The organism is Bdellovibrio sp. SBM16, assembly GCF_056175625.1.
In genome coordinates this window covers 813,699-835,042 of the sequence record NZ_JBJKJG010000001.1, presented here as the reverse complement: position 1 = coordinate 835,042, position 21,344 = coordinate 813,699, and the positions used below count along the sequence as shown (strand labels likewise).

Sequence of the window (21,344 nt, the reverse complement as noted above, 5' to 3'; positions counted from 1 at the left end):
GTGACTATTCTTCATTTATTGTCTCAAAACCACCTCACCGGCGCTGAAGTTTACGCCTGTCAGCTTATCGATATGCAAGTGACGTCCGGCCACCGGATTTTGCAGGTTTCAAACGGCTTTTATTACCCCACCAAGGCTGAAAAATTCGAACTAAAAGTTGAAACCAAATCAAGTGCTGAATTTAACCAAAGCGTTAAAACTCTTAAAGATTTATTGCTTAAACACAACGTACAGGTCATTCATGCCCACTCGCGGGCGGCCTCTAAGTTAGCCTACAAAGCCAGCCGTGCCTTAAAGATCGGCTACATCAGCACCATTCATGGCCGCCAGCATCTGTCGTTTTCTAAGCGTTTAAAAAATATTTACGGCTCACATCAGATTGCTATCTGCGAAAATGTGCAAGAACAGTTAATAAACGAGTTTGGCTACCAGCCTGAAAATATTAAAGTTATCAGAAACGGTATCAGCAGCGACATGTACTTTCCGAAAAAAATGACCTCAGCCAAAAATAGATCTGAGGTTTTAAAAATTGCGATCGTTGGACGCGCTACCGGCCCTAAAAAAACACGCACCGAAAACGCCATTCAGAGTTTAAGCTCGTTATTAACTGGCAAAAATATCCAGTTTGAAATTCATATTATCGGCGCCTCTGAAGGCGAGATTGAAAAGACTCTGCACGGAAAAAACATTTACTTTCACCCGCCACAAAATTTAAACCAGGGTATTTACGCCCAGTTTGATCTGGTGATCGGTTCAGGCCGGGTCTGCATGGAAAGCTTAATGTGTGGAACTGCAACGATTGCGTTTGGCGAAGCCAAGTACTTAGGCCTCTGTCAAAAAGAAAACTTCTCTGAGCACATTAAATCAAACTTCGGCGATATCGAAAGCCATACCTTCGGTAAACCCGAAGTGTCTATGGCCCAGATGGATGCCGACATTGAAAATTATTATAAGCTAAATGTCGCACAACTGATGGAACTGGCAAAGCTTACTAAAAGCCAGTTTGGTCTTAAAACCGTGGCTGAGCAGATTCAGAAAATCTACGAAGCCAGTTATTTTGAGGCCCATCATGCCGACTGGATACCGGTAATGATGTACCATAAAGTACCAAAGACAGAGCTTAATTCCCCGCACAAAATTTTCGTGACCGAAGAAAATTTTGAAAAACATTTACAGTTTTACAAGGCCGCAGGATTTCAGACCGTAACTTTTTCCGAACTAAAACAGTTTAAAAACGGCACCCGCTCGTTTGCCGATTTTCCCAAAAAACCGCTGGTCTTAACTTTTGATGATGGCTACTGGGATAATTACAATAACGCCGATCCGTTACTTAAAAAGTATGGCTTTAGGGCGCAGATTTTTTTACTGGCCAACAGCGAAATCTCGCACAACCAATGGGATGAAAGTGATCCGGCAAAGGGCGATAAAATTGTATCCGGAAAAGATCGTAAACTTTGGCTTAATTCTAATTTTGAAATCGGCTCGCACGGCTTTAGCCACAAACGCTTAACCGCAATGACCCCGGATCAGGCTTTTACTGAGCTGATCGATTCAAAACGCGCCCTGGAAAAAGAATTTGAGCGCGAAGTCTGCGTCTACGCTTACACCTACGGTGATACCAATGCCGCTTGCGCAAAGTTAGCTGAAGCTGCTGGTTATGATTTTGCCGTAAACACCGATAGCGGCGGGATGAAGATGTTTGCAGAACCTTTTCAGATTTTCAGAGTGAATGTGTTTCCGGATGAGTCAAAGTTTTCTCTGTGGAAGAAAACCTCGTCGTGGTACCGCAAATATTATTACCATAAACGCAAAAAATAGATATTAAACCCGCGCCAATGCTTCTTGTAAATCATTGAGTAAATCATCAATGCTTTCTAAGCCCACACTTAAACGGACGAGCTTTGGATCAATACCCGAATCATCTAACTTATCTTTTGGATAAGCTGAATGGGTCATATAGCCAGGCACCTCGATCAAAGTTTTGTTTAAACCAAGGCTTACAGCAAGCGTAATGCTGTACGAATTTTTTGCAATATCATCGACAAACTTCGCCGTTTTTTTCATGTCGCCTTTTAATGTGAACGCGATCATTAACCCCGGCGCAAATTTTCCTTCCGGTGTTTTTAAATATTTTTTTGCCAACTTCAGGTCGGGAAAGTTTTTTAACCCCGGATAGATAATCTTTTCTACTTTTTTATGCTTCGCTAAAAAGTTAGCGATAGCCATGGCGTTTTCCTGCTGCTTTTCAAAACGCAGCGACTGGGTCGATAAGCCGTACACCATGATATGCCATGCCGAGAACGGATTAATGATAGCTCCGAAATCTTTACGGCCCAGCTTAAGAGTCATTTCGTGTTTTTTATGGGTCATGACCGCACCCCCCATATCAGTCCCAAAGCCAGACATATTTTTGGTTAAACTTTGAATCACGATATCAACACCCCACTCGATCGGGCGCAGTCCCCACGGGGTAGCAAAGGTGTTATCAACAGCGATTAAAATTTTATTTTCTTCTTTACGGGATTTATTGGCTTTGGCGACAGCCTTAACGACGCGCTCAAGATCAATGATTTCTAAATTCGGGTTACACACAGATTCGCAGTAAACCAGACGAATTGCTTTATCTTTAAACGTTTCATCAAGATCGATTTTATTTAAATTGCAAAGTTCGGTCTCAACACCGAATTTCGGCATCCAGTTCGTAAGCAGGCTGTACGTACAACCGTACAAAGTTTTATGTGATAAAACTTTCTGCCCTTGTTTTACAAACGACAGGATCGTCGTCGAAATGGCCCCCATACCGCTTCCGAAACTCACAGCACATTCAGCAGACTCCATGGTTTTTAACTGCTCTTCAAGCATCAGTGTGGTTGGTTCATCTAGACGATCATAAATTAAAATCGGAGTCTGAGCTTTTGGATCAGCAAACTGAGTAAACCCCTCAGCACCACGCTGCAAACTTTCAAGACGAAATGTGGTGGACGCCGTCAGCGGAGGAATAATGTGGTGTGAATAATCCCAGGCTGAAGTGGTGTGCTCCCCGTGAATAGCCTGGGTTCTTTTAGAGACTTTTTTCGATAGAAGTGATTTTTTATTAGCCATTGGATCCTCGTGTATCCAAATACTAGAGTTTTTACACGAGGATGAGAAGGAATGTCTTATTGTGCTATAGGCCGAATGCCTTAAGAGATTGCACCACCGCAACTGCTAAAATGTATGCAGCTGTGTTACTGCCCAGTAATTGTAATCCTGTCCAGAGCAGACTGCGGTTTTCTTTGTACAATACACCCACCGTTGTTAAGCACTGCATAGCTATCATAAAGAAGATCAGAATGCCCGCAATCGAAGCGATCGTAAAAATCGGTGTCCCATCGGCGAATTTCGCGCCGGCCATTTTTTCTAAAATCGGCAGGGTGTCTTCTTCGTCTTCAACCTGCGCATTTAATGAAACCGCTAAACTTGATACGAAAACTTCACGCGCTGCAAATGAGGCCAGATAGGCAAAGCCCACACGGCCATCTAAACCAAGCGGTTTAAAGACCGGCTCAATCGCTGTTGAAACCTGTTGCGCATACGTCGGCGGCACTTGTTCTTCCGGAGTGCCTTCAGCGGCTTTCGGAAATGTCGTTGCCACCCATAGTACAATCGACAGCACCAAAATCACCGGGCCGGCTTTTTTAATAAACGAAACCGATTTATCCCACGACTGGCGCAAGATCGTCATAAAGCGCGGACGGCGGTAAAACGGTAAATCCATCATTAAACGCGAACTCTGATCAGCAGCGATAAGTTTTGCTAAAATCGCCGAAGCAACGGCACCGACCACGATTGAACCAAAGTAAATCGAGGTCATGATAAAACCGCCAAGTAACGGATTAGCACTTCCAGCTGTTAAAAAGCCGATCATTAAACCGTAAACCGGCACACGCGCTGAACAGCTCATAAACGGAATGGTGATCTGGGCGATCAATCTTTCTTTGCGGGCGCTGATGTTACGGGTGGCCATAATCGCAGGGATTGCACAGGCAAAGCCAGATAACATCGGAACAAACGAACGGCCGCCGAGACCTACTTTTTTAAGCGGGCCGTCGATTAACGCTGCCACCCGAGATAGATAACCGGTGTTTTCAAATAAACCGATACCTAAAAATAAAATAAAAATCTGCGGCACAAAAATAATCACACCGGTAATCGCGGCCAATAGACCATCACCGATAAACTCACCGACTAAACCCGGAAATTTTTCTTTGGCCAAATCAATTGCAGAAGCCATTCCGCCGTCGATCAAATCCATCAGCGGTGCTGACCACCAGTATATCGAGGCGAAGAACACGGTCATAAAGGCAAAGAAAAACAAATAGCCAAAAACCGGATGTAACAACCATTTATCAACTTTAAGAGTAAATTCCAATTGCGATTGTGATTTAATCGCAGCCTGGGCCGCAGCCACTTTTTCTTCGGTGAAAGCTTTTTCTTTCAAAAACTGAGAAATGTCTTTCAGCACTTCGACTTTTTTCTCGCCAGAGTGGGTCAGTTGAGAATAGCGCGATAGTTTTTGCGGCGTAGCTTTTAACAAAGCCACGATTTCAGTCAGGCCTTTACCTAAAACACCGTCAAACAGAACAACCTGCTCAACCCCTAAGAATTTTTTGATCTCTAAGATGTTCAGCTGTTGTTTGTTTTTTTCGATTAAATCAGACATCGTCAGTACCACGATCACATGTGATTCAGGCTGAATTAATTGTTTGGCCAGCAATAACTGACGGTTCATCTGGGTCGCATCAACCACCAGGACTACCGCATTGTACTTCACATGGTGTGAGTCTTTTAAAATATTTACCGTAACTTTTTCGTCATCGGATCTTGGGTCTAAAGAATAAATTCCCGGGGTATCAATTATACCTAACGGCTGCATTTCTGCTTTTTTTGCCAGTGCGGATTGTAATGAGCCAATCGCATACTCAACCGTTGCACCCGGGTAATTTACGGTTTTAGATTTTGAACCCGTTAACCAATTATATAATGTGGTTTTACCAGAGTTTGGTGAGCCGACTAATAATACATTTAGTGCGCTAGACATTTGAACTCCTGTTCATTTAATGCCAGCAATGTCTGGTGAAAACGGATCACCGTTACTTTTGATAGAGACAAGGTTCTAACAATTTCAAATTCAACGCCGGGATATAATCCGAAATCGATTAATCGCTGAATGAGATCTTGGCTGGCTTGCGGGGTCGATTCTACTTGGTTAAACCCTTTTAACTTTAATTTGGTTTCTGTCGGCATAAGGGTCTTGTAACCAGCTTCGGCGCAAATGAACATAATTTGCCTTGAAGTACAGCTTATTGAAAGCCAACTGACTTTTTTATCGCGATCAAAGTCCAGAAAACCCCATCTCTGGTCAAGTCGGGTTTACCAAAGTCCGATCTGGTTAGTATGAACCAACCAGCAGCTCGATATTTACAGCTTATGACCTCAGTGCTTATAGTTTTAGCATCTAATACAGCCTTAGCTGAAGTGTTTCGCTGGCCAAAACTCTGTGTAAATCAAGCCATCACGGTCGAAAATAAATCCAGCAAACCACAAACCGTGTGGCTGCAGGAATGGGATAAATATCTGGTCGATGAAATCGATCATACGGTTCCGGCCAAAGGTAAAATTTATTTACAGCTCTCACACGACCCGTCGCAGGCCACCCAGGATTATTCGTTATTAGCCCTGGATACTCCGAAAGACCTGGTTGTTGAATCCAATTGTAATTTACGTGATCACGTCACGGCCGATTCATTAGAAGGCGGCGTGGTTTATTACAAAATTGATCCGACGGTTAATAACGAAGTGCAACTTAAAAACCTGTTTCCGGGCCGTAATACTTTTTATGTCGAAGATTTAAGTTTTATAAAAAAATCTGAACCACTGGAAATCGAAGTCGCAGGCAAAGAGTTATTTACCCTGACATTAAAGCCAGAACCTACTTCGCTGTGGGTAAAGATTTCGGCGGAAGAACGTTTTCGTACTTCGGTTAAAACAGCGAGCGAAGTGTTAAAGCCCGCACTGGTCAAACCCCAGCGTTCAGTTGCTTCAGCAGATGATAAATATTTTTTAATGGGCCCAAGTGATAATAACGGTGATCAGTTCATCGTAAAAATCAACGACCCTACCCTGTTACAAAAAGCGCGCGAGCAAATCGCCAACCCGAATATGCACAAAATCGTTTTTGCCAAAATTCAGTTAGGCCACCAGGGCTTTAACCGTAATTTGCTGAAAAAAGAAAAAAGCTTTTGGTCATGGTCAGTTTCTGAAGTGACAAATATTTCTGACTTCGGCTCAACCGCCTGCAACGGCTTTCCGCAAATGTTAGAAGATCAAGCTGAAGCCTGGGTCAGAGGCTTAGGAAAAATCTGTTTCTGGTCTTACCGGATCAAAAAAGAACTTACTTTAGAAGAAGTTCAAAATCCTAAATAATTATTCGATCGTCGTTGCTGCCGACTGGCCGCGCGTTTCTTCAACCGCTACGGTGAGTTTTTTAATGCCGTATTTTTTGAATTCCTGAAAAAATTCTTCAGCTAAGATTGATGACAACTGCTCTACACTGGTGTTTGAACAGTTGAGCCAGATCACTTCTTCTTTTGGTAATGAGTAAAAACGGTCGCGAAAAGTGATTTCCCAGTTTTTCTTATTTCCTGATAAGCTGTGCTTCATGTCGGGATGATTTTTTGGTAACAGCACATGCTCATCCCACACATCTAGGCGGGCTTTGATGAATTTTTTTAATACGTTAAAATCCACCATGTAGCCCATTTTGCCGTCGTCATCAGACGCGTTACCTACATCAGGCGCGAGCATTGAAACCACTACCTGATAGTTATGGCCGTGAAGCATTTCAGCGGATTTCTGATCAAAAATCAGAAAATGCGCCGAAGAGAACTTAAAATTTTGCTTAGCCAGGCGTAAAGAGGTGGTTTTCATGCTGACAGTATAATCGTTTTGGGGCTATATAACAAGTCGAGGCTAAAGCCTCGCAAGGATATTTAATGGGCCAAGCTTTTGAACTAAAGTCACACTTTCAAATTGAATCAGCGCGCTTTCTACCGAACCTCCCCGAGGGGCACCCGTGTAAGCGCATGCATGGCCATAGCTTTAAAATCATTTTAACTTTGCGTGGGCCCTTAGATGCTAAAATCGGCTGGGTGCAAGACTACCACGAAATCAACGAAGTCATGCGTCCGGTATTAGCCGAGATCGACCACCGGGTATTAAACGAAGTTAAGGGTTTAGAAAACCCAACCTCTGAGCTGTTAGCGGTATGGATCTTTGAGCGCGCCAAAGTAAAACTTCCGTTACTTAAATCGGTAACCATTATGGAAACCCCGACGACCGAGTGCACTTATCCCGTAAACTAAACGGGTCAGTAAATCTTAATTGGCGAAATCAGCATTCACCTTGACTGGTTTTCCGTGAAAATGTTCCAGCTGCGAATTCTGTAAACCTAAGACACCTTTTTGGTATAGCATCACAATGGTTGAACCCATACGAAACATGCCAAGCTCGTCACCTTTTTTGACCGGAATGTTATAGGTCTTCGTGAGCGGCTTAAATACTCTGAACTGATTACCGCGAATATCCGGGTCAAAACTTAGTGCAATATCGCCGACATTGGTTGCCGCCACAAACACCACACTCACTAAGCCGCGGTCAGTTTTGATCTCGACCACCACCCGTTCGTTGATCGAAAATAACTCGTGGATATTGTCGGTTGACCAGTTGTTAACCGGCCACAGGGCACCCGGGATATGCACGACTTTTTCAATGGTGCCGTTTACCGGACTGTGCACACGGTGGTAATCCGTCGGACAAAGATAATAAGTTAAAAACTGACCACCATTGTACACCTCAAGTGCCTTTGGATCTGCGGTAAACTCAGTGGCTTTGTAGGTTTTACCTTTGGCCTGAATCAGGTTACCGTTTTCGATCACTGCAGCCTGGGTAATCACCGAATCGGCCGGATGTACCGCCCAGGTCTGACCGACCGGACGTAACCCTGGCTTTAGTTTTCTGATAAAAAATTCACCTAGGCTCGGATACTGGTCGACTGAAAATTCAGCCTCTTCAAGGTTAATGTTGTAAGCTTTTGCAAAAATTCTAATGATCGGTGTCCAGATAAAACGCGGTAAATGCAAATGGACCAATTTACCCACGATATAGCTTAAGTGATTCTTCGGTAAAAACTGTGTGATTGCTGCCATGGGCTGATTCTGCTATATTCGCCAGGAAATGTCGAAGATTTTTAAAGATATTAAACTTAAAATTGATGATGATCTTGAGTCACATCTGGAATGGCTCATGCCTAAGCATGGCGAATACCGAATTTTACGAAAATCTGTCGATGCCCGCCAGAAACACTCGCCGCACTTTGTATACACCATTGAAGTAGCTGAAGAAGGCGAAACCTTAAGTTTAGAAAAATTTGAATTAGAAAAAATCAATCCCGATAAAAAAATCGACCGCCCGATCGTGGTCGGCACCGGCCCGGCAGGTTTATTTGCCGCCATCCGCTTAGTCGAGCGCGGCATTCCGTGTTTATTATTCGAGCGTGGCTCGGAATCGGCCGAACGTATCAAAGGCATCAACCGCTTCTGGCGTTACGGCGAATTAGACCCGAAAAACAACGTCTGTTACGGCGAAGGTGGCGCAGGGTTATATTCGGACGGAAAATTAATTACCCGTATTAAATCCCCGCATATCCCGTATGTATTAAACCGACTAGTTCAGTTCGGTGCGCCGGCAGAAATCCAGTGGTTATCTAACCCGCATGTGGGCTCTGATAAAATCCGCCGCGTGATTCCGAAGGTGCGTGATTTTTTACGCGCCAACGGCTGTGAAATACATTTTGATTCTAAAGTTGAAAAATTAATTTACGGCGATAAATCCATTCAAGGTGTGGTGATCAAAGACGACTCTGGCAAACTTACCGAATACAAATCTGAAAATGTGATTTTAGCCACGGGACATTCAGCCGAAGATATGCTTAATCACCTGTTAGAATCCGGCGTGCATATTGACGGTAAATCTTTTGCCATGGGCTTACGTATCGAGCACCCGCAAAAATTAATTAACAACATCCAGTACCGTCAGTTTTCTGAACACGAAAAATTAGGCTCAGCTAACTACAAACTGGTTCACCACGACGATAAGACCGGCATCGGTGTTTACAGCTTTTGTATGTGCCCGGGCGGCTACGTGTTATCCAGCGGCACTGAAAAAGACGGCATCGTCTGCAACGGCATGAGCAACTTTAACCGAAATTCAGAATTCGCCAATGCGGCGATTGTTGTCAGCATCCAGCATGAAAAATTATTCGGTAAAGACTTACTTGGCGGAATGAAACTGCGCCGTGAACTTGAAACCAATGCGTTTAAAGCGGTTCGCGAAAACAAAGGCACTAAAGAATTACCGGCACAGAACCTGGTTTCGTTTTTAAATCGCTCAAATAAAAATGTTTTACGTAAAACATCGTCGCCATCAGGTGTATTACCAATCCGCTTAGATGAGCTGTTACCTAAATTTATGTACCAAAAACTGGCCGAAGGCTTAAATAACTTCAATACCAGCATGAAGGGCTTTATCACCGAAGATTCACAGCTTTACGGCGTTGAATCGCGCACCTCGTGCCCGTTACGCGTAACCCGTGATGATGAAACTCTCGAGAGCCTATCGCACAAAGGCCTATACCCTTGCGGCGAAGGTGCTGGTTACGCCGGCGGCATCACTTCAGCCGCCGTTGATGGTATTCGCTGCGCAGAAAAAATCTTCGATAAATTAAAGTAACCGCGATTATTCAGTTACTAATCAATACAAGAAAAATTAGCCGTAGCGTTCACGACGCACTTTGAAGCATCTTGAAGTGTGCTGATATGCCAAGGTGTCGTCATAAAAAAACCATAATAACACGACTTTGCAGCAAAGTTAGTTCCGGTTTTGATAGCCTCATTTTCAGCGATCTTCGGATCATCCGGAGTACATGCAGCTGATCCGCTGGCGGTAAATGTATAACAGCCATCCATACAGCCATTGTGCGGGTTACATGAACTTGGTGGGCAAAGTGCGGCCGCTGATGCCAACGTTGATGTGAGCATTAGGCTAGTCACTAAGATTAATTTTACGGTTTTTTTCATAAATAGATTCTCCTGATAAAACTTAAAAAACTATATTTGACCCATGATGTACATTAATATATTAAAAGGGTCAGATTTTGACCTGATTTAGAGGAAAATGACTTATGGACTACGAGTGTAAAAAAATTCAGAAAACTTTAAAAAACTTGATGAAGTCAAAAAAGGCCACCTATGAAAGCATGGCCAAAGCTTTAAAGACCTCTCCGGCAACAATCAAACGGCGCTTAAACGGCGACGACCTAACCCTAAAACAACTTAAAGAACTAGCCAGTGCTTTAGAAGTTTCGTTTTACGAAATTATCGAGCTTTCTAAATATGTTAAACGCGAACCCCATTTATTTACCCCCGAACAAGAAAGCCTTCTTGCTTCAGATTTCAAAATTAAAATGTTGTTTCGCTACATCTTATCAGGGGTTAGTTTTGCAAATATCAAATCCCAGTTAAAAATGTCAGAAAAAGATTTACGTAAACACGCCCGTGAGCTGGAAAAAGTTGGCTTAGCACAACTGCTTCCGGGTGATCGTTTTGCGGCGTTGATCCATTACCCGGTCCGCTGGCAGCCCAACGGCTTACTTCATAAAACCTACGGTGAAATGGTGCTTAAGAATATTTTCGCCCGTATCGAGAATAGCGCACAACAGGCCGGATATAATAAAAAATTTGAGCTGATTTTAAATGACGAAGCTTATAAAAAATTCTGCGAAGAAGTGCAATCCACGTACGCTAAGTATTTAAACCTTTCAGAAATTCACATGGAAACGCAACCCGATTTAAACCGGGTTGTTTCGGGAATACTATTTATTGACCGCTTTTCAGTCTGGGATAAACCAGCAATCAATACATGACTACAGATTACGACGGTACTGCCCGCCAACTTCGTAGAGTGCCTGCGACATTTGATATAACGTGCAATATCGAGCCGCACTCATGAGTGCTTCAAAAATATTTGCGCCACTCAAACAGGCCTCTTTTAGTTTTTTAATCTCAAGGTCAGCTTGGGCTCGATTCGCCTTTTGTACCGTTTCAATTTGTTTTAACTGATGATTTTTTTCTTCGGTCGAAGCACGAGCTAACTCGATTTTCGGCGGAATATAACCAGCTTCTAAAGTTTTCGGATCGATAAACGTGTTTACACCGATAATCGGTAATTCGCCAGAGTGTTTAAGATGTTCGTAGTACATCGACTCTTCCTGGATTTTTGAACGCTGGTACTGGGTTTCCATCGCCCCCAAAACGCCACCGCGCTCAGAGATACGTTTAAATTCTGCTAATACCGCTTCTTCAACCAGATCAGTTAATTCTTCAATAAAGTATGAACCCTGGTTGATGTTCTCATTTTTCATTGCACCGTATTCACGGTTAATGATCATCTGAATCGCCATCGCACGGCGAACTGATTCTTGCGTAGGCGTTGTGATCGCTTCGTCGTAGGCATTCGTATGTAATGAGTTACAGTTGTCATTTAAGGCGATAAGCGCCTGTAAGGTTGTACGGATATCATTAAAGTCGATTTCCTGCGCGTGCAATGAACGCCCAGAAGTCTGGATATGGTATTTTAATTTTTGCGAACGTTCATTTCCTTTATAAAGATCGCGCATCGCCACGGCCCAGATACGGCGGGCCACACGGCCGATCACCGTGTACTCGGGGTCAAGACCGTTACTAAAGAAGAAACTTAAGTTCGGCGCAAAATCATCGATCTTCATGCCGCGCGATAAGTAGTACTCAACAAAAGTAAAGCCGTTTGAAAGCGTAAAGGCCAACTGTGAAATCGGATTCGCGCCGGCTTCAGCAATATGGTATCCCGAAATTGAAACCGAGTAAAAGTTGCGGATATTTTTGTCGATAAAGAACTGCTGGATATCTCCCATCATCTTTAATGCGAAGTTAATCGAGAAGATACAGGTATTCTGCCCCTGGTCTTCTTTTAAAATATCGGCCTGAACCGTTCCGCGTACCTGCATCATCGTAGCCGTTGCAAGCTCGCGCCATTCAGTATCAGCCAATTTTCGGCCCAGTTCTTTTTCTTTCTTTTCAACCTGCTGATCAATCGCCGTGTTGAAATAAAAAGCTAAGATCATCGGCGCCGGTCCGTTAATTGTCATCGATACTGATGTATTCGGATTGATAAGATCAAAGCCAGAATAAAGCTTTTTCATATCATCCAGGCAGCAAATACTGACCCCGGACTCACCTACTTTACCGTAGATATCCGGACGCAAATCAGGATCTTGCCCGTAGAGTGTGACCGAATCAAATGCTGTAGATAAGCGGTGCGCTTTTTCACCTTTGCACAGATAATGAAAACGACGGTTTGTTCTTTCCGGCGTACCTTCGCCCGCAAACATACGTTTCGGGTCTTCATCGGCACGTTTTAACTGGAATACACCGGCTGTATACGGAAATTCACCGGCCACGTTTTCCATCTTTAAAAAGGTAAAACGATCGCCCCAGTCTTTATAACTTGGTAAAACGATTTTACGAATCTTCGTCCCGCTCAGTGATTTCGTAACTAATGATTGGCGAATTTCTTTATCCCGCACTTTAAAGATTAATTCATCCTGAGCATAAATGCGTTTTAACTCATCCCATTTTTCTAATGATTGTAATTCTTCGGTGGTAAATCCTTCAGAAAATTCACTGCGTTTTTTTGCAACCTGGTCCTGAGTTAACCCAAGCTCAGCTTTTAGATTCTCTAAAGCCCCTAACTTAGACGCCTTCTCAGATAAAAGCTTTACGCGGTCTTTATACTTATGAATGGTCGATACGATTTCAGCTAAGTAGTTTTGACGATCCGGCGGAATCACGGTGTGCTCATCTGCAGATAATACAGTTTCACGGTAAGCCTTTGGCACTTCCGGTAACGATTTTAATTCATGAAGCTTGTCTGCAACTGAAAAGAATAAGTTATTAACACCACCGTCATTAAATTGCGAAGCCTGAGTTAAGAACACCGGAACTTGAACCTTATCATCCCAGATTTTGCGTGAACGTTTGTACTGTTTTGTGACATCTCGAACCGCATCTAAAGCCCCGCGGCGGTCAGCTTTATTGACCGCAACAAAGTCTGCGAAATCGATCATGTCAATTTTTTCTAATTGCGACTGCGCTCCGAAATCAGAGGTCATCACATACATCGATAAATCCGATACATCAGTGATCGCCATATTACCCTGGCCGATACCTGAAGTTTCAGCGATGATAAAATCGAAATCACATTTTTTTAAAAAATTTAAAATATCCGGTAACGAGCTGGCGATCTCTTTACCTGAACCACGTGAGGCCACCGAGCGCATATAGATATGCGGGCGTGATAACGAGTTCATACGAATACGGTCACCTAATAGCGAACCGCCGGTTTTACGCTTTGACGGATCAACACAGACGATCGCGATTTTTTGCTCTGGATACGCATTTAAAAACCGTTGTGATAACTCATCGATTAAAGATGACTTACCGGCACCACCCGTTCCGGTGATACCCAAAACTTTCGGTGTATTTGTTTTGCGGACAAAGTTGGCCAGACCAAATTTTTCAGGTGTTACGTCTTTCTGCCCGTTTTCAATCGCAGTTAAGGCAATACCCAGCTGCGTTGATGGAATATTATCGCCGGCAAAAACGTTTTGCACGGAAGTCGAGGATGCAAGGCTCGTCGGCATGGGAAAGTCGCAACCTTCGACGATCATTTTGATCATGCCTTCTAAACCAAGTCTTCGGCCATCATCTGGATGAAAGATCTGCGCGATGCCATACGCTTCTAATTCACGTTTTTCATCATGCACGATCACTCCGCCACCGCCGCCGTAAATTTTTACGTGCGATGCACCGGCTTGATTTAATAAATCACGAAGGTATTTAAAGTATTCCATGTGTCCGCCCTGATACGAGCTGATACACACACCCTGGGCGCCTTCTTGTAAAACGGCTTTCACCACATCGTTGACCGAACGGTTATGGCCTAAATGGATAACTTCGGCTCCAAATTCTTGAAGCATACGACGGATGATGTTGATTGAAGCATCGTGGCCGTCAAATAATGAAGCCGCAGTAACAATACGCACAGGATTTTTAGTCATTTATTAACCTCGCTGGGCTACCCCCAGACACTTAGATACCTTTAAAGTTTGGTTTTCTTTTTTCTGTGAAAGCTTTTGTGCCTTCAGTCGTGTCAAATGATCCGAATAATCCACCAAAGATTTCGGCTTCATTTTCTAAAGCTTTTTCTGTTTCTAAATCAAAAGCTTGGTTGATTGAAAGTTTGGCACGACTAACCGCTAACGGCGATTTGGCAATAATCATTTCTAATTTTTTATTGACCGCCATCATTAACTCAGACTGCGGAACAACTTGAGAAACGATTCCTAAACGAAGTGCCTCATCAGCTTTAATCATTTCGCCGGTAAAGGTTAATTCACGCGCTTTTCTAATACCTACGGCGCGCGTTAAACGAACGGTACCGCCAAAGCCCGGGATTAAACCCAAAGAAACTTCTGGAAGACCAAATTTTGCATTATCAGATGCAATCATAAAATCACAGCCCAGCGCTAATTCTAATCCTCCGCCTAAAGCAAAACCGTTAACAGCGGCAATCACCGGAATCTTTAATAAATTTAATTCATGAAACACGCTTTGGCCTTTTTGGGCAAAAGCCACCGCTTGCTCGTTTGACATATCAAGCATTTCTTTAATGTCGGCACCGGCGACGAACGCTTTTTCACCAGCCCCGGTGATAACAAGCGCTTTTGCCGTTTCAAAATCCACTTCTGAAATCTGGCGAAGGGCATCGGCCATGTCGTTTAATACTTGCATGTTTAAGGCGTTTAAACTCTCTGGGCGGTTGATCGTTAAGATCCAAACACCGTTTTCTTTTTGTTCAAGCTTAATTGTTTGATAATCGAGATTCATAATTTAATCCTTTATGCCTAGCTGCGCTTTTCCGCTGCAGCGGCGTAATTGTAAAAACCACGGCCAGATTTACGACCTAACCAGCCGGCTTCAACGTATTTCACTAATAACGGGCATGGACGGTATTTTGAATCACCTAAACCGTCATGAAGAACGTTCATAATTGCAAGGCATGTATCTAAACCGATAAAGTCAGCCAAAGTTAACGGCCCCATCGGTTGGTTGGTACCAAGCTTCATCGCGTTGTCGATCGATTCAACTGACGCAATACCTTCATGAAGTGTATAGACCGCTTCGTTGATCATCGGCATTAAAATACGGTTTACGATAAAACCTGGCATATCTTTAACTGACTCAACAAAGATCTTTCCTAATTTTTCAGATAGAGCTTTTGTTGTCGCAAAAGTCTCAGGTGAAGTTTGTAAACCTTTGATACCTTCTACTAATTGCATGAGCGGAACTGGGTTCATAAAATGCATACCCACTACTTTATCCGGGCGTGAAGTTGCAGCTGCGATTTTTGTAATAGAAATTGAAGAAGTGTTAGAAGCCAAGATAGATCCGGCTTTCACAGTTTGATCTAACTCTTTGAAAATTTTAAGTTTTAAGTCAATATTTTCGGTCGCTGCCTCAACCACGAAATCGCAGTCTTTAAGATCGGCCATGGCCGTTGTTGCTTTAACTTTTCCAAGTAAGGCCTTTTTGGCATCTTCAGTCATTGTGCCTTTTTTGATTAAGCGATCACAGCTGCCAGCAATTGTAGTTAGACCTTTGTCTAAGGCTGCATTATTGATATCAAACATGACAACATCGTAACCGCAAGCCGCTGCGACCTGTGTAATTCCGTTACCCATTTGACCTGCGCCGACAACACCGATTTTTTTGATCGCTTCAACCATGATTTTTCCTCCGAAAATAGCTTAAATTTTGTCTATAAAAATAATGCCTAGTTATAGCAAAGAACTGGTCTTGAATGAAACGACTTTACTCTGCCAAAATGAATAGATGCTGTTTGTCATGGCCTTTAGCGCTGCTATTTTGACTAGTTTTTCTGCTTTTGCGGCAGTTGATAGCGTATCCAACAACCAAGCCCCTGTTTTAAGCGAACTTTTCGCCGGCCGGAAGACAAAAGAAGTTCCATTTTTTAAGTCCAAAATGAGTGTTTTTCCATCAGGTCATGCAAGCTTAGAACGCTTAAACGAGCAAATGGTGTCATCCGAAAGCCATGATGCTTTTTACCTGGCTAAGGATGAAAAAAAGATCTCGCCCACCCTGGTTCCGAACATAACCGCCTATCACCTGTCGCGCGTGTGGATTGAAAAATACACCAAACGCAGAGTTAAACCCAATAACGAAATGGATTTGGCGACAATTCTTTTAAACTACGACACCGATCCCTATGACCGCGGTTTAGTGCTAACCTTGAACGAAACCAAATTACGCAAAACCGCACACGCAGGTGCGACCGCCCTTAAAACCATTCCGAAGTTTAACTACTTTATCCCGATCAGTTTCGAAAAAGGTTTTATCAAAATCCTTTATAAAAACGAATTTGGTTTTATCGACATCAATGACTGTATTTCAAAATATGATTTTGCAAAATTTGCCTTTTCGTTCAAATCTAAAACCAATAACTGGGAAGTTGTCGAACGCCGTGTGTTTGACACCCTGATCATCGCTGACAACCCATCGATGCATCTTGCAGAAATTAAAGGTCTGATCGTCGACCAAAAACTGGCGTTTGCGTACAAAGAAAACGAACACTACCCGAAATGGACAAGCTTTAAACTCGTCAAAGAAAAAGCCAAACCGTGGCTGCAAAGTCATATCAAAGGCCACGGCCTTGTCTGGTGGCAACGTCCCGATACCGAAATCCTGGCAAAGAACACAATATCAATCGACGAACTCATTAAAAGAGATATATATTCGGTTTCGTTTCAGAGCGACAATCCCAAAAAAGGACTCGTGTCAGCCAAAGGTGTTTTTATCACGGAAGACGGCCAAAACTGGACTGAGATTGCGCAGTTTAAAGACTACTCCGGCCCGGTGCATTTCTTTTCTGATTTACTGATGTTTGTCGGCAACTACCGAAGCACCGATGGCGGAAAAACTTTTGATAACTACATCCAGGTCGACAAAGTATCATCGGCCATTTCAAAATCTACCGGCGTGCAACCGAAGAAAATCCAGATCACAAAAATCAAAGTGCAAAAACCCTACAACGTCGTGATCGACGTGCACACCGGCACCCGCAAAGTCCGACTAAAATCGCCAATCTTCTCCCAAGACTGGACACCTGTAAAATTCTAACTCCGAATTTTACTTAGCCGTATATACGTCATTCATCATTTTATAGATTTTTTCCTGAAGCGGGCCGCGGTTATCTGTGGTGATACCCGTTGTTGGCACCTGCGGTAGCACGTGAATTTCGATGGTGCGTGACCACTTATCGCTATTAGCCAGGATTTTTCCTTTTGGCCATACTTCGTAAGCGCCTTTGATCACCACCGGTGTCAGGGGCACCTGCGAGTTGATGGCAAAAACAAATGGGCCGGCCTTAAATGGCAGTAATTGATCTGAATGAAATCTTCCGCCCTCTGGCGACAGACAGAATCTTTCGCCTCTGGCAAAGCGCACTTTGGCCTCTTCGTACACTTTAAAAACTTCTTCGCGGTTACCACGGGCAATCGGAAGCGTTCCAAACCTGCGCATGCAGGTGCCAAACAGCGGGATCTTAAAAAGTTCGATTTTAGCGCCGAAGCGGATATTATGTATGCCTGCAGACATAGCTAAAATATCCATAAAACTTGAGTGGTTAAATAAAATGACCGTGCCCTGTCTCGGTGTCAGATTTTCGATACCAAAAACCTTAAGCTTTACCCCGATCACTGCAAACGAAAGTCTTCCCCAGGTCTGTATGACCCAGTTGTCATAACGGCGGCGGTTAAAAATAATATTAGATACAATGCCAAGCGCAGCCAACCCCCCGGTAATCACCGCGAATAAAAAAACAGAGATCGCCGCGCGAATTAAAATAATAAGTTTCATGAATGTAGAATCCTTTTTCTTGCGGCTGCGATCTGGCGGTTTTTATACGCCTCGTGGTCGGTATCTCCGGTCTGCATTTTTTCAAAGGCGTGTTGATCCATAATCTGCACTTCAAACGGATAGAAAAATGAAAATTCTTTCACGTTCTGCCCGCCAGTTGAATTTAACCCCGGAGCGATTTTAATCAATTTACGGCAAATAAATTTAATGTATCTGAAGTCAATTGAAGAATACGGATTTTCTTTGCGAAAAAGCTTAATCAGCGGATTACTGCTGACTTTCAGCTGCTGGCGTAAAAGTCGGTCTACTTTTTCTGAATCCATCATAAAGTCTTTACCGTGTTTACGTTCCAGATGTTCACACACCTGCAAAAACTCATCGACCGGATACATATTGTTTGATGACTGATCCGGCATGATATGAGGGTAAGAAATTAAATTTGCATCAACCAGGTGACGGATCACCTGAAACGAATCAAAAATCGTAGGTGTAACAATACGCACCCCGATTTTATCATAGACCTTAACCGCTAAAGCATCGGGCTTAGCCAGAAGCTTGATGACCGTCGATGTCGACGTCTTAAACGGCTTAGTCTGAAATTTATAAAGCTCAACCTTGGTGTTTTCATCTTTACCCAGTGGCTTTAAATACAACTTATCCTGGTGCACAACCGCGTTTTCAAACGGAATCAAAATCTGACGCTGGATCTCTTCTGCGAAATGTGAAAATAGATCAGTCTCAGAATGCACAAACACATGAATGCAGCGAAGCATCGCGCACGACCAGCGCTGAATATTCTGATCTTCGTGGTGCGTGGCCCAAACCAAGAGATTACGCAGATCTTTTAAATGTTCGGGGTTATGAACCTCTTTGGGAATTTCTTCAATTTTAAATTTTAATTTTTCAGTTATCAGCACCACCGAACGGCGGTGAAAGTACCACAGACGCTTTAAATCATCTTCGCTGGCGTAATCAAAACCATAGCTTTTTACAAATGCATCGGCCTGTTCTAAATTTTGGATGTATAGTTTTGATTGATCTAACGTCGAAGCTCCACCTGCAATAACAGATAGAGCGGTAGGATCGAACTTAAAATGAGAAAAGCTTAGTCGGCCTGATTCACGGTGTTGCATTCACCTTGAGAGACTATTTAATAATTCCGCAGCGAGCAACATAGAATTGCCCTAAGACGCCAGAAGCTGCTGAACCACCAGTCACATTTGTTGAATTGGTGAAGCTAACTTGGCCAGAAAAATAATCACCGCTTAAATTTCCATCAAGTCTGATCTCGCCGTACTGGTCACGGAACACGACATAACCCGAGCCCGTTTGCATATTAAATTGGCCAGCTGCCGCACTGGTAAACTCGATCGGAATTGGCTGGTACTGGTTTGAACCATCCATAGCTGATTGCAATACATAGCTATCGTAAACCTTAATCAAGATTTTAGACTGCGCCAGATTGACCGTGCCGTTTGTTTCAATCTTAATCTGACCTTGAAAGCGCACACCGGTTTGATCGCTTGGACCTGAACTGATCTGGCCTACTTCTGAAGGATCAATTGTCGCAGATAATAACCCTTTAACGCGGGCTTCAAAGTTTCCGGTACTATATAATGAGGCCGAAGTCCCTTGATCGTAGATCGTACCGATTGAAGATAAGTTATTACCGCAGTACGACTGACTGAAAACACCGTTTGTCGTGCCTGAGATCGTCTGCGTACGTGCGTTTCCTGATGTACGTTTTGACGATTCTTTTTGTGGGTTACAACCAACAAAAACTAATGCGATTAATGATAGTAGAATAACTTTTTTCATAAAAGACTCCTACCACCATCTACTACAAGGCATGTGCCAAAAAAGCTGTCTCACTGTGAGAAAAAGCTTGTGTTATATTAGATTTGAGCGTGTTAAGACAATTTCTGTACGCAAGCATAGACAACCGTCAGGTTTCTAACAGGGTTCAAACAGACCCGGTTCTACCCTATAAAAATCGTTATGGCTTTTTATAGTCTAAGCGGCTTAACCACTCGGCCACGGCGGCAGATTCGTTAATTACCCTCTGGCTGATCGCCAGATTAACGCCAAAGTAACCAACCCCGCGCAATTGGTGAGTGTTAAACACCTCGCTGCTTTTATTTTCTAAATTGTAATGGCTGTTTTTAAACTTAACGGCAGCAAGCAGGTTTTGATCTCCGCCGGCAGACAGCTTTTCAGAAATATACTCACGCGCAGCCTGCGCAATATGACAGTTAACACAATCCATACTTTCGGGGTTGAACAAATCCGGATTTTCAATGGCATAAGCGGCTTTTAAATTATCAACCAGCTCAGCTTCGGTGAATGAAGCGCCGTTACTCACTTTATTAACGAAGTCAGTTAAATTGGCTTCTTTTGTTGCCGGCGGCTGTGCAATGCCTGCCCCGGTGTAGCTTTTACTGTTGCCTAGCTGATTAAAAAACATCTGCGAAGTTTTACCGTCTAAACGCGGAATAGCTCCCATAACCAGCTTACCTTCTGCAACTTCAGCACCCAAAAACCCCCACACGTCATTCATACGGCGCAACACCATCACAGTTACGCGGCTTAGATTTTTTTCGCCGGCATATTTCATTACCAGAGTATTGAATTCTTTTAATGCCGGGCTGGCATCGCGGTCTTTTTTCCAGAACGGATGCACGTCTAAGGCTTCTTTGGCGTTATCAGTTACCTGGCTCTGGTGCTTTAACTTCCACGCTTTTAACTCGGCCGTCAGTGCTACGAATTCGTCGGCGGTTAAAACATAAAAACTGTGAAAAGCCGCATCGATGGTCGTTACCCCAGTGCTGGTGGCTTTAACCGGCTGCCAAATCATGCGGATCTGCTGCTGACACGATAATGGCGTCGGTAGCGGAAAACAGTGGTCGATACGAACAGCCATCAGACGAGTCATCGCGTTGATTTCAGTTTTTTCGTGTTGCATGTCCATAAAAGGCAACTGCATCACCATCGCTTCAGGAACTAATGGCCCCTTGTTGGCAGCTGATTGTAACTTTAATAAATTATTTTCGCTCGCGTTTAAAGGCAACGGCATGATGTAGGTTACATCATTTAAACCCCAGGTCAGGTCGGTCGCTGGCGCGGCTAAAGAAAACAACAGAACAAAAGATAAAAGACAGTTTTTCATATAACACCGAAGTGTTTACCTAAATAACTTTTGAAGCAATCGAGAAATTT

The 21,344-nt window shown here is 43.4% G+C and carries 19 protein-coding genes; 6 read left to right on the top strand and 13 right to left on the bottom strand.

The window, feature by feature from the left end; all coding sequences use genetic code 11:
• Positions 1–18 precede the first annotated feature (18 nt).
• Positions 19–1,818 (top strand): polysaccharide deacetylase family protein, encoded by a 1,800-nt coding sequence (locus tag AC04MM_RS03810; RefSeq protein WP_475378986.1) that lies wholly within the window; start codon positions 19–21, stop codon positions 1,816–1,818.
• A gap of 3 nt (positions 1,819–1,821) precedes the next feature.
• On the opposite strand, the gene AC04MM_RS03805 is transcribed toward AC04MM_RS03810, so the two are convergent.
• The 3 genes from AC04MM_RS03805 to AC04MM_RS03795 all read right to left on the bottom strand — a co-directional run bounded on the left by AC04MM_RS03805 (position 1,822) and on the right by AC04MM_RS03795 (position 5,286).
• A complete protein-coding gene (locus AC04MM_RS03805) occupies positions 1,822–3,102 on the bottom strand; it encodes a trans-sulfuration enzyme family protein (protein ID WP_475378985.1) in 1,281 nt (426 codons plus the stop codon).
• A gap of 64 nt (positions 3,103–3,166) precedes the next feature.
• Positions 3,167–5,080: a ferrous iron transporter B gene (gene feoB / locus AC04MM_RS03800; protein WP_475378984.1), complete on the bottom strand. Its 1,914-nt coding sequence runs from the start codon at positions 5,078–5,080 to the stop codon at positions 3,167–3,169.
• Positions 5,065–5,286, bottom strand: a complete 222-nt coding sequence (locus AC04MM_RS03795) for a FeoA family protein (RefSeq protein ID WP_475378983.1) — start codon at positions 5,284–5,286, stop codon at positions 5,065–5,067. Before AC04MM_RS03795 ends, feoB begins: the two co-directional genes overlap by 16 nt.
• 150 nt (positions 5,287–5,436) lie before the next feature.
• Between AC04MM_RS03795 and AC04MM_RS03790 the strand changes: the two genes are divergently transcribed.
• Positions 5,437–6,465: a BP74-related protein gene (locus tag AC04MM_RS03790; RefSeq protein WP_475378982.1), complete on the top strand. Its 1,029-nt coding sequence runs from the start codon at positions 5,437–5,439 to the stop codon at positions 6,463–6,465.
• Here AC04MM_RS03790 and AC04MM_RS03785 read toward each other — a convergent pair whose 3' ends face one another.
• Entirely contained in the window at positions 6,466–6,969 is a 504-nt protein-coding gene (locus AC04MM_RS03785; protein WP_475378981.1) for a 6-pyruvoyl trahydropterin synthase family protein, read from the bottom strand.
• A gap of 65 nt (positions 6,970–7,034) precedes the next feature.
• Between AC04MM_RS03785 and AC04MM_RS03780 the strand changes: the two genes are divergently transcribed.
• Positions 7,035–7,403, top strand: a complete 369-nt coding sequence (locus AC04MM_RS03780; RefSeq protein WP_475378980.1) for a 6-pyruvoyl trahydropterin synthase family protein — start codon at positions 7,035–7,037, stop codon at positions 7,401–7,403.
• Positions 7,404–7,418: 15 nt separating this feature from the next.
• On the opposite strand, the gene asd is transcribed toward AC04MM_RS03780, so the two are convergent.
• Complete coding sequence (asd, locus tag AC04MM_RS03775) at positions 7,419–8,246, bottom strand: archaetidylserine decarboxylase (RefSeq protein WP_475378979.1); 828 nt, start codon at positions 8,244–8,246, stop codon at positions 7,419–7,421.
• A 28-nt stretch (positions 8,247–8,274) separates the two neighbouring features.
• Here asd and AC04MM_RS03770 point away from each other — a divergent pair, with 28 nt between their 5' ends.
• Positions 8,275–9,828 (top strand): NAD(P)/FAD-dependent oxidoreductase, encoded by a 1,554-nt coding sequence (locus AC04MM_RS03770; protein ID WP_475378978.1) that lies wholly within the window; start codon positions 8,275–8,277, stop codon positions 9,826–9,828.
• Positions 9,829–9,845: 17 nt separating this feature from the next.
• Here AC04MM_RS03770 and AC04MM_RS03765 read toward each other — a convergent pair whose 3' ends face one another.
• Positions 9,846–10,175, bottom strand: a complete 330-nt coding sequence (locus AC04MM_RS03765) for a hypothetical protein (protein WP_475378977.1) — start codon at positions 10,173–10,175, stop codon at positions 9,846–9,848.
• Between the two features lie 149 nt (positions 10,176–10,324).
• On the opposite strand from AC04MM_RS03765, the gene AC04MM_RS03760 reads away from it, so the two are divergent.
• A complete protein-coding gene (locus tag AC04MM_RS03760; protein WP_475378976.1) occupies positions 10,325–11,020 on the top strand; it encodes a helix-turn-helix domain-containing protein in 696 nt (231 codons plus the stop codon).
• Here AC04MM_RS03760 and icmF read toward each other — a convergent pair whose 3' ends face one another.
• The 3 genes from icmF to AC04MM_RS03745 are packed head-to-tail and all read right to left on the bottom strand — an operon-like array spanning position 11,021 to position 15,979.
• Positions 11,021–14,251 carry a fused isobutyryl-CoA mutase/GTPase IcmF gene (icmF, locus tag AC04MM_RS03755; protein WP_475378975.1) on the bottom strand — a complete coding sequence of 1,077 codons (3,231 nt, stop codon included), beginning with the start codon at positions 14,249–14,251 and terminating at the stop codon, positions 11,021–11,023. It abuts the gene before it with no gap.
• Between the two features lie 31 nt (positions 14,252–14,282).
• Entirely contained in the window at positions 14,283–15,080 is a 798-nt protein-coding gene (locus AC04MM_RS03750) for an enoyl-CoA hydratase/isomerase family protein (RefSeq protein ID WP_475378974.1), read from the bottom strand.
• 17 nt (positions 15,081–15,097) lie between these two features.
• On the bottom strand, positions 15,098–15,979 hold the full coding sequence (locus AC04MM_RS03745; protein WP_475378973.1) for a 3-hydroxybutyryl-CoA dehydrogenase: 882 nt from the start codon (positions 15,977–15,979) through the stop codon (positions 15,098–15,100).
• 256 nt (positions 15,980–16,235) lie between these two features.
• Here AC04MM_RS03745 and AC04MM_RS03740 point away from each other — a divergent pair, with 256 nt between their 5' ends.
• Positions 16,236–17,390: a WD40/YVTN/BNR-like repeat-containing protein gene (locus AC04MM_RS03740; protein WP_475378972.1), complete on the top strand. Its 1,155-nt coding sequence runs from the start codon at positions 16,236–16,238 to the stop codon at positions 17,388–17,390.
• Positions 17,391–17,399: 9 nt separating this feature from the next.
• On the opposite strand, the gene AC04MM_RS03735 is transcribed toward AC04MM_RS03740, so the two are convergent.
• The 4 genes from AC04MM_RS03735 to AC04MM_RS03720 form a co-directional block, all read right to left on the bottom strand.
• A complete protein-coding gene (locus AC04MM_RS03735) occupies positions 17,400–18,128 on the bottom strand; it encodes a lysophospholipid acyltransferase family protein (RefSeq protein ID WP_475378971.1) in 729 nt (242 codons plus the stop codon).
• Positions 18,125–19,261: a TIGR04552 family protein gene (locus AC04MM_RS03730; RefSeq protein WP_475378970.1), complete on the bottom strand. Its 1,137-nt coding sequence runs from the start codon at positions 19,259–19,261 to the stop codon at positions 18,125–18,127. The genes AC04MM_RS03735 and AC04MM_RS03730 overlap by 4 nt, the downstream gene beginning before the upstream one ends.
• A gap of 13 nt (positions 19,262–19,274) precedes the next feature.
• Positions 19,275–19,946 carry a hypothetical protein gene (locus tag AC04MM_RS03725; protein ID WP_475378969.1) on the bottom strand — a complete coding sequence of 224 codons (672 nt, stop codon included), beginning with the start codon at positions 19,944–19,946 and terminating at the stop codon, positions 19,275–19,277.
• 178 nt (positions 19,947–20,124) lie between these two features.
• The gene (locus AC04MM_RS03720; protein WP_475378968.1) at positions 20,125–21,294 is read right to left on the bottom strand and encodes a hypothetical protein; all 1,170 of its coding nucleotides are present in this window, start codon (positions 21,292–21,294) and stop codon (positions 20,125–20,127) included.
• Positions 21,295–21,344: the final 50 nt, after the last annotated feature.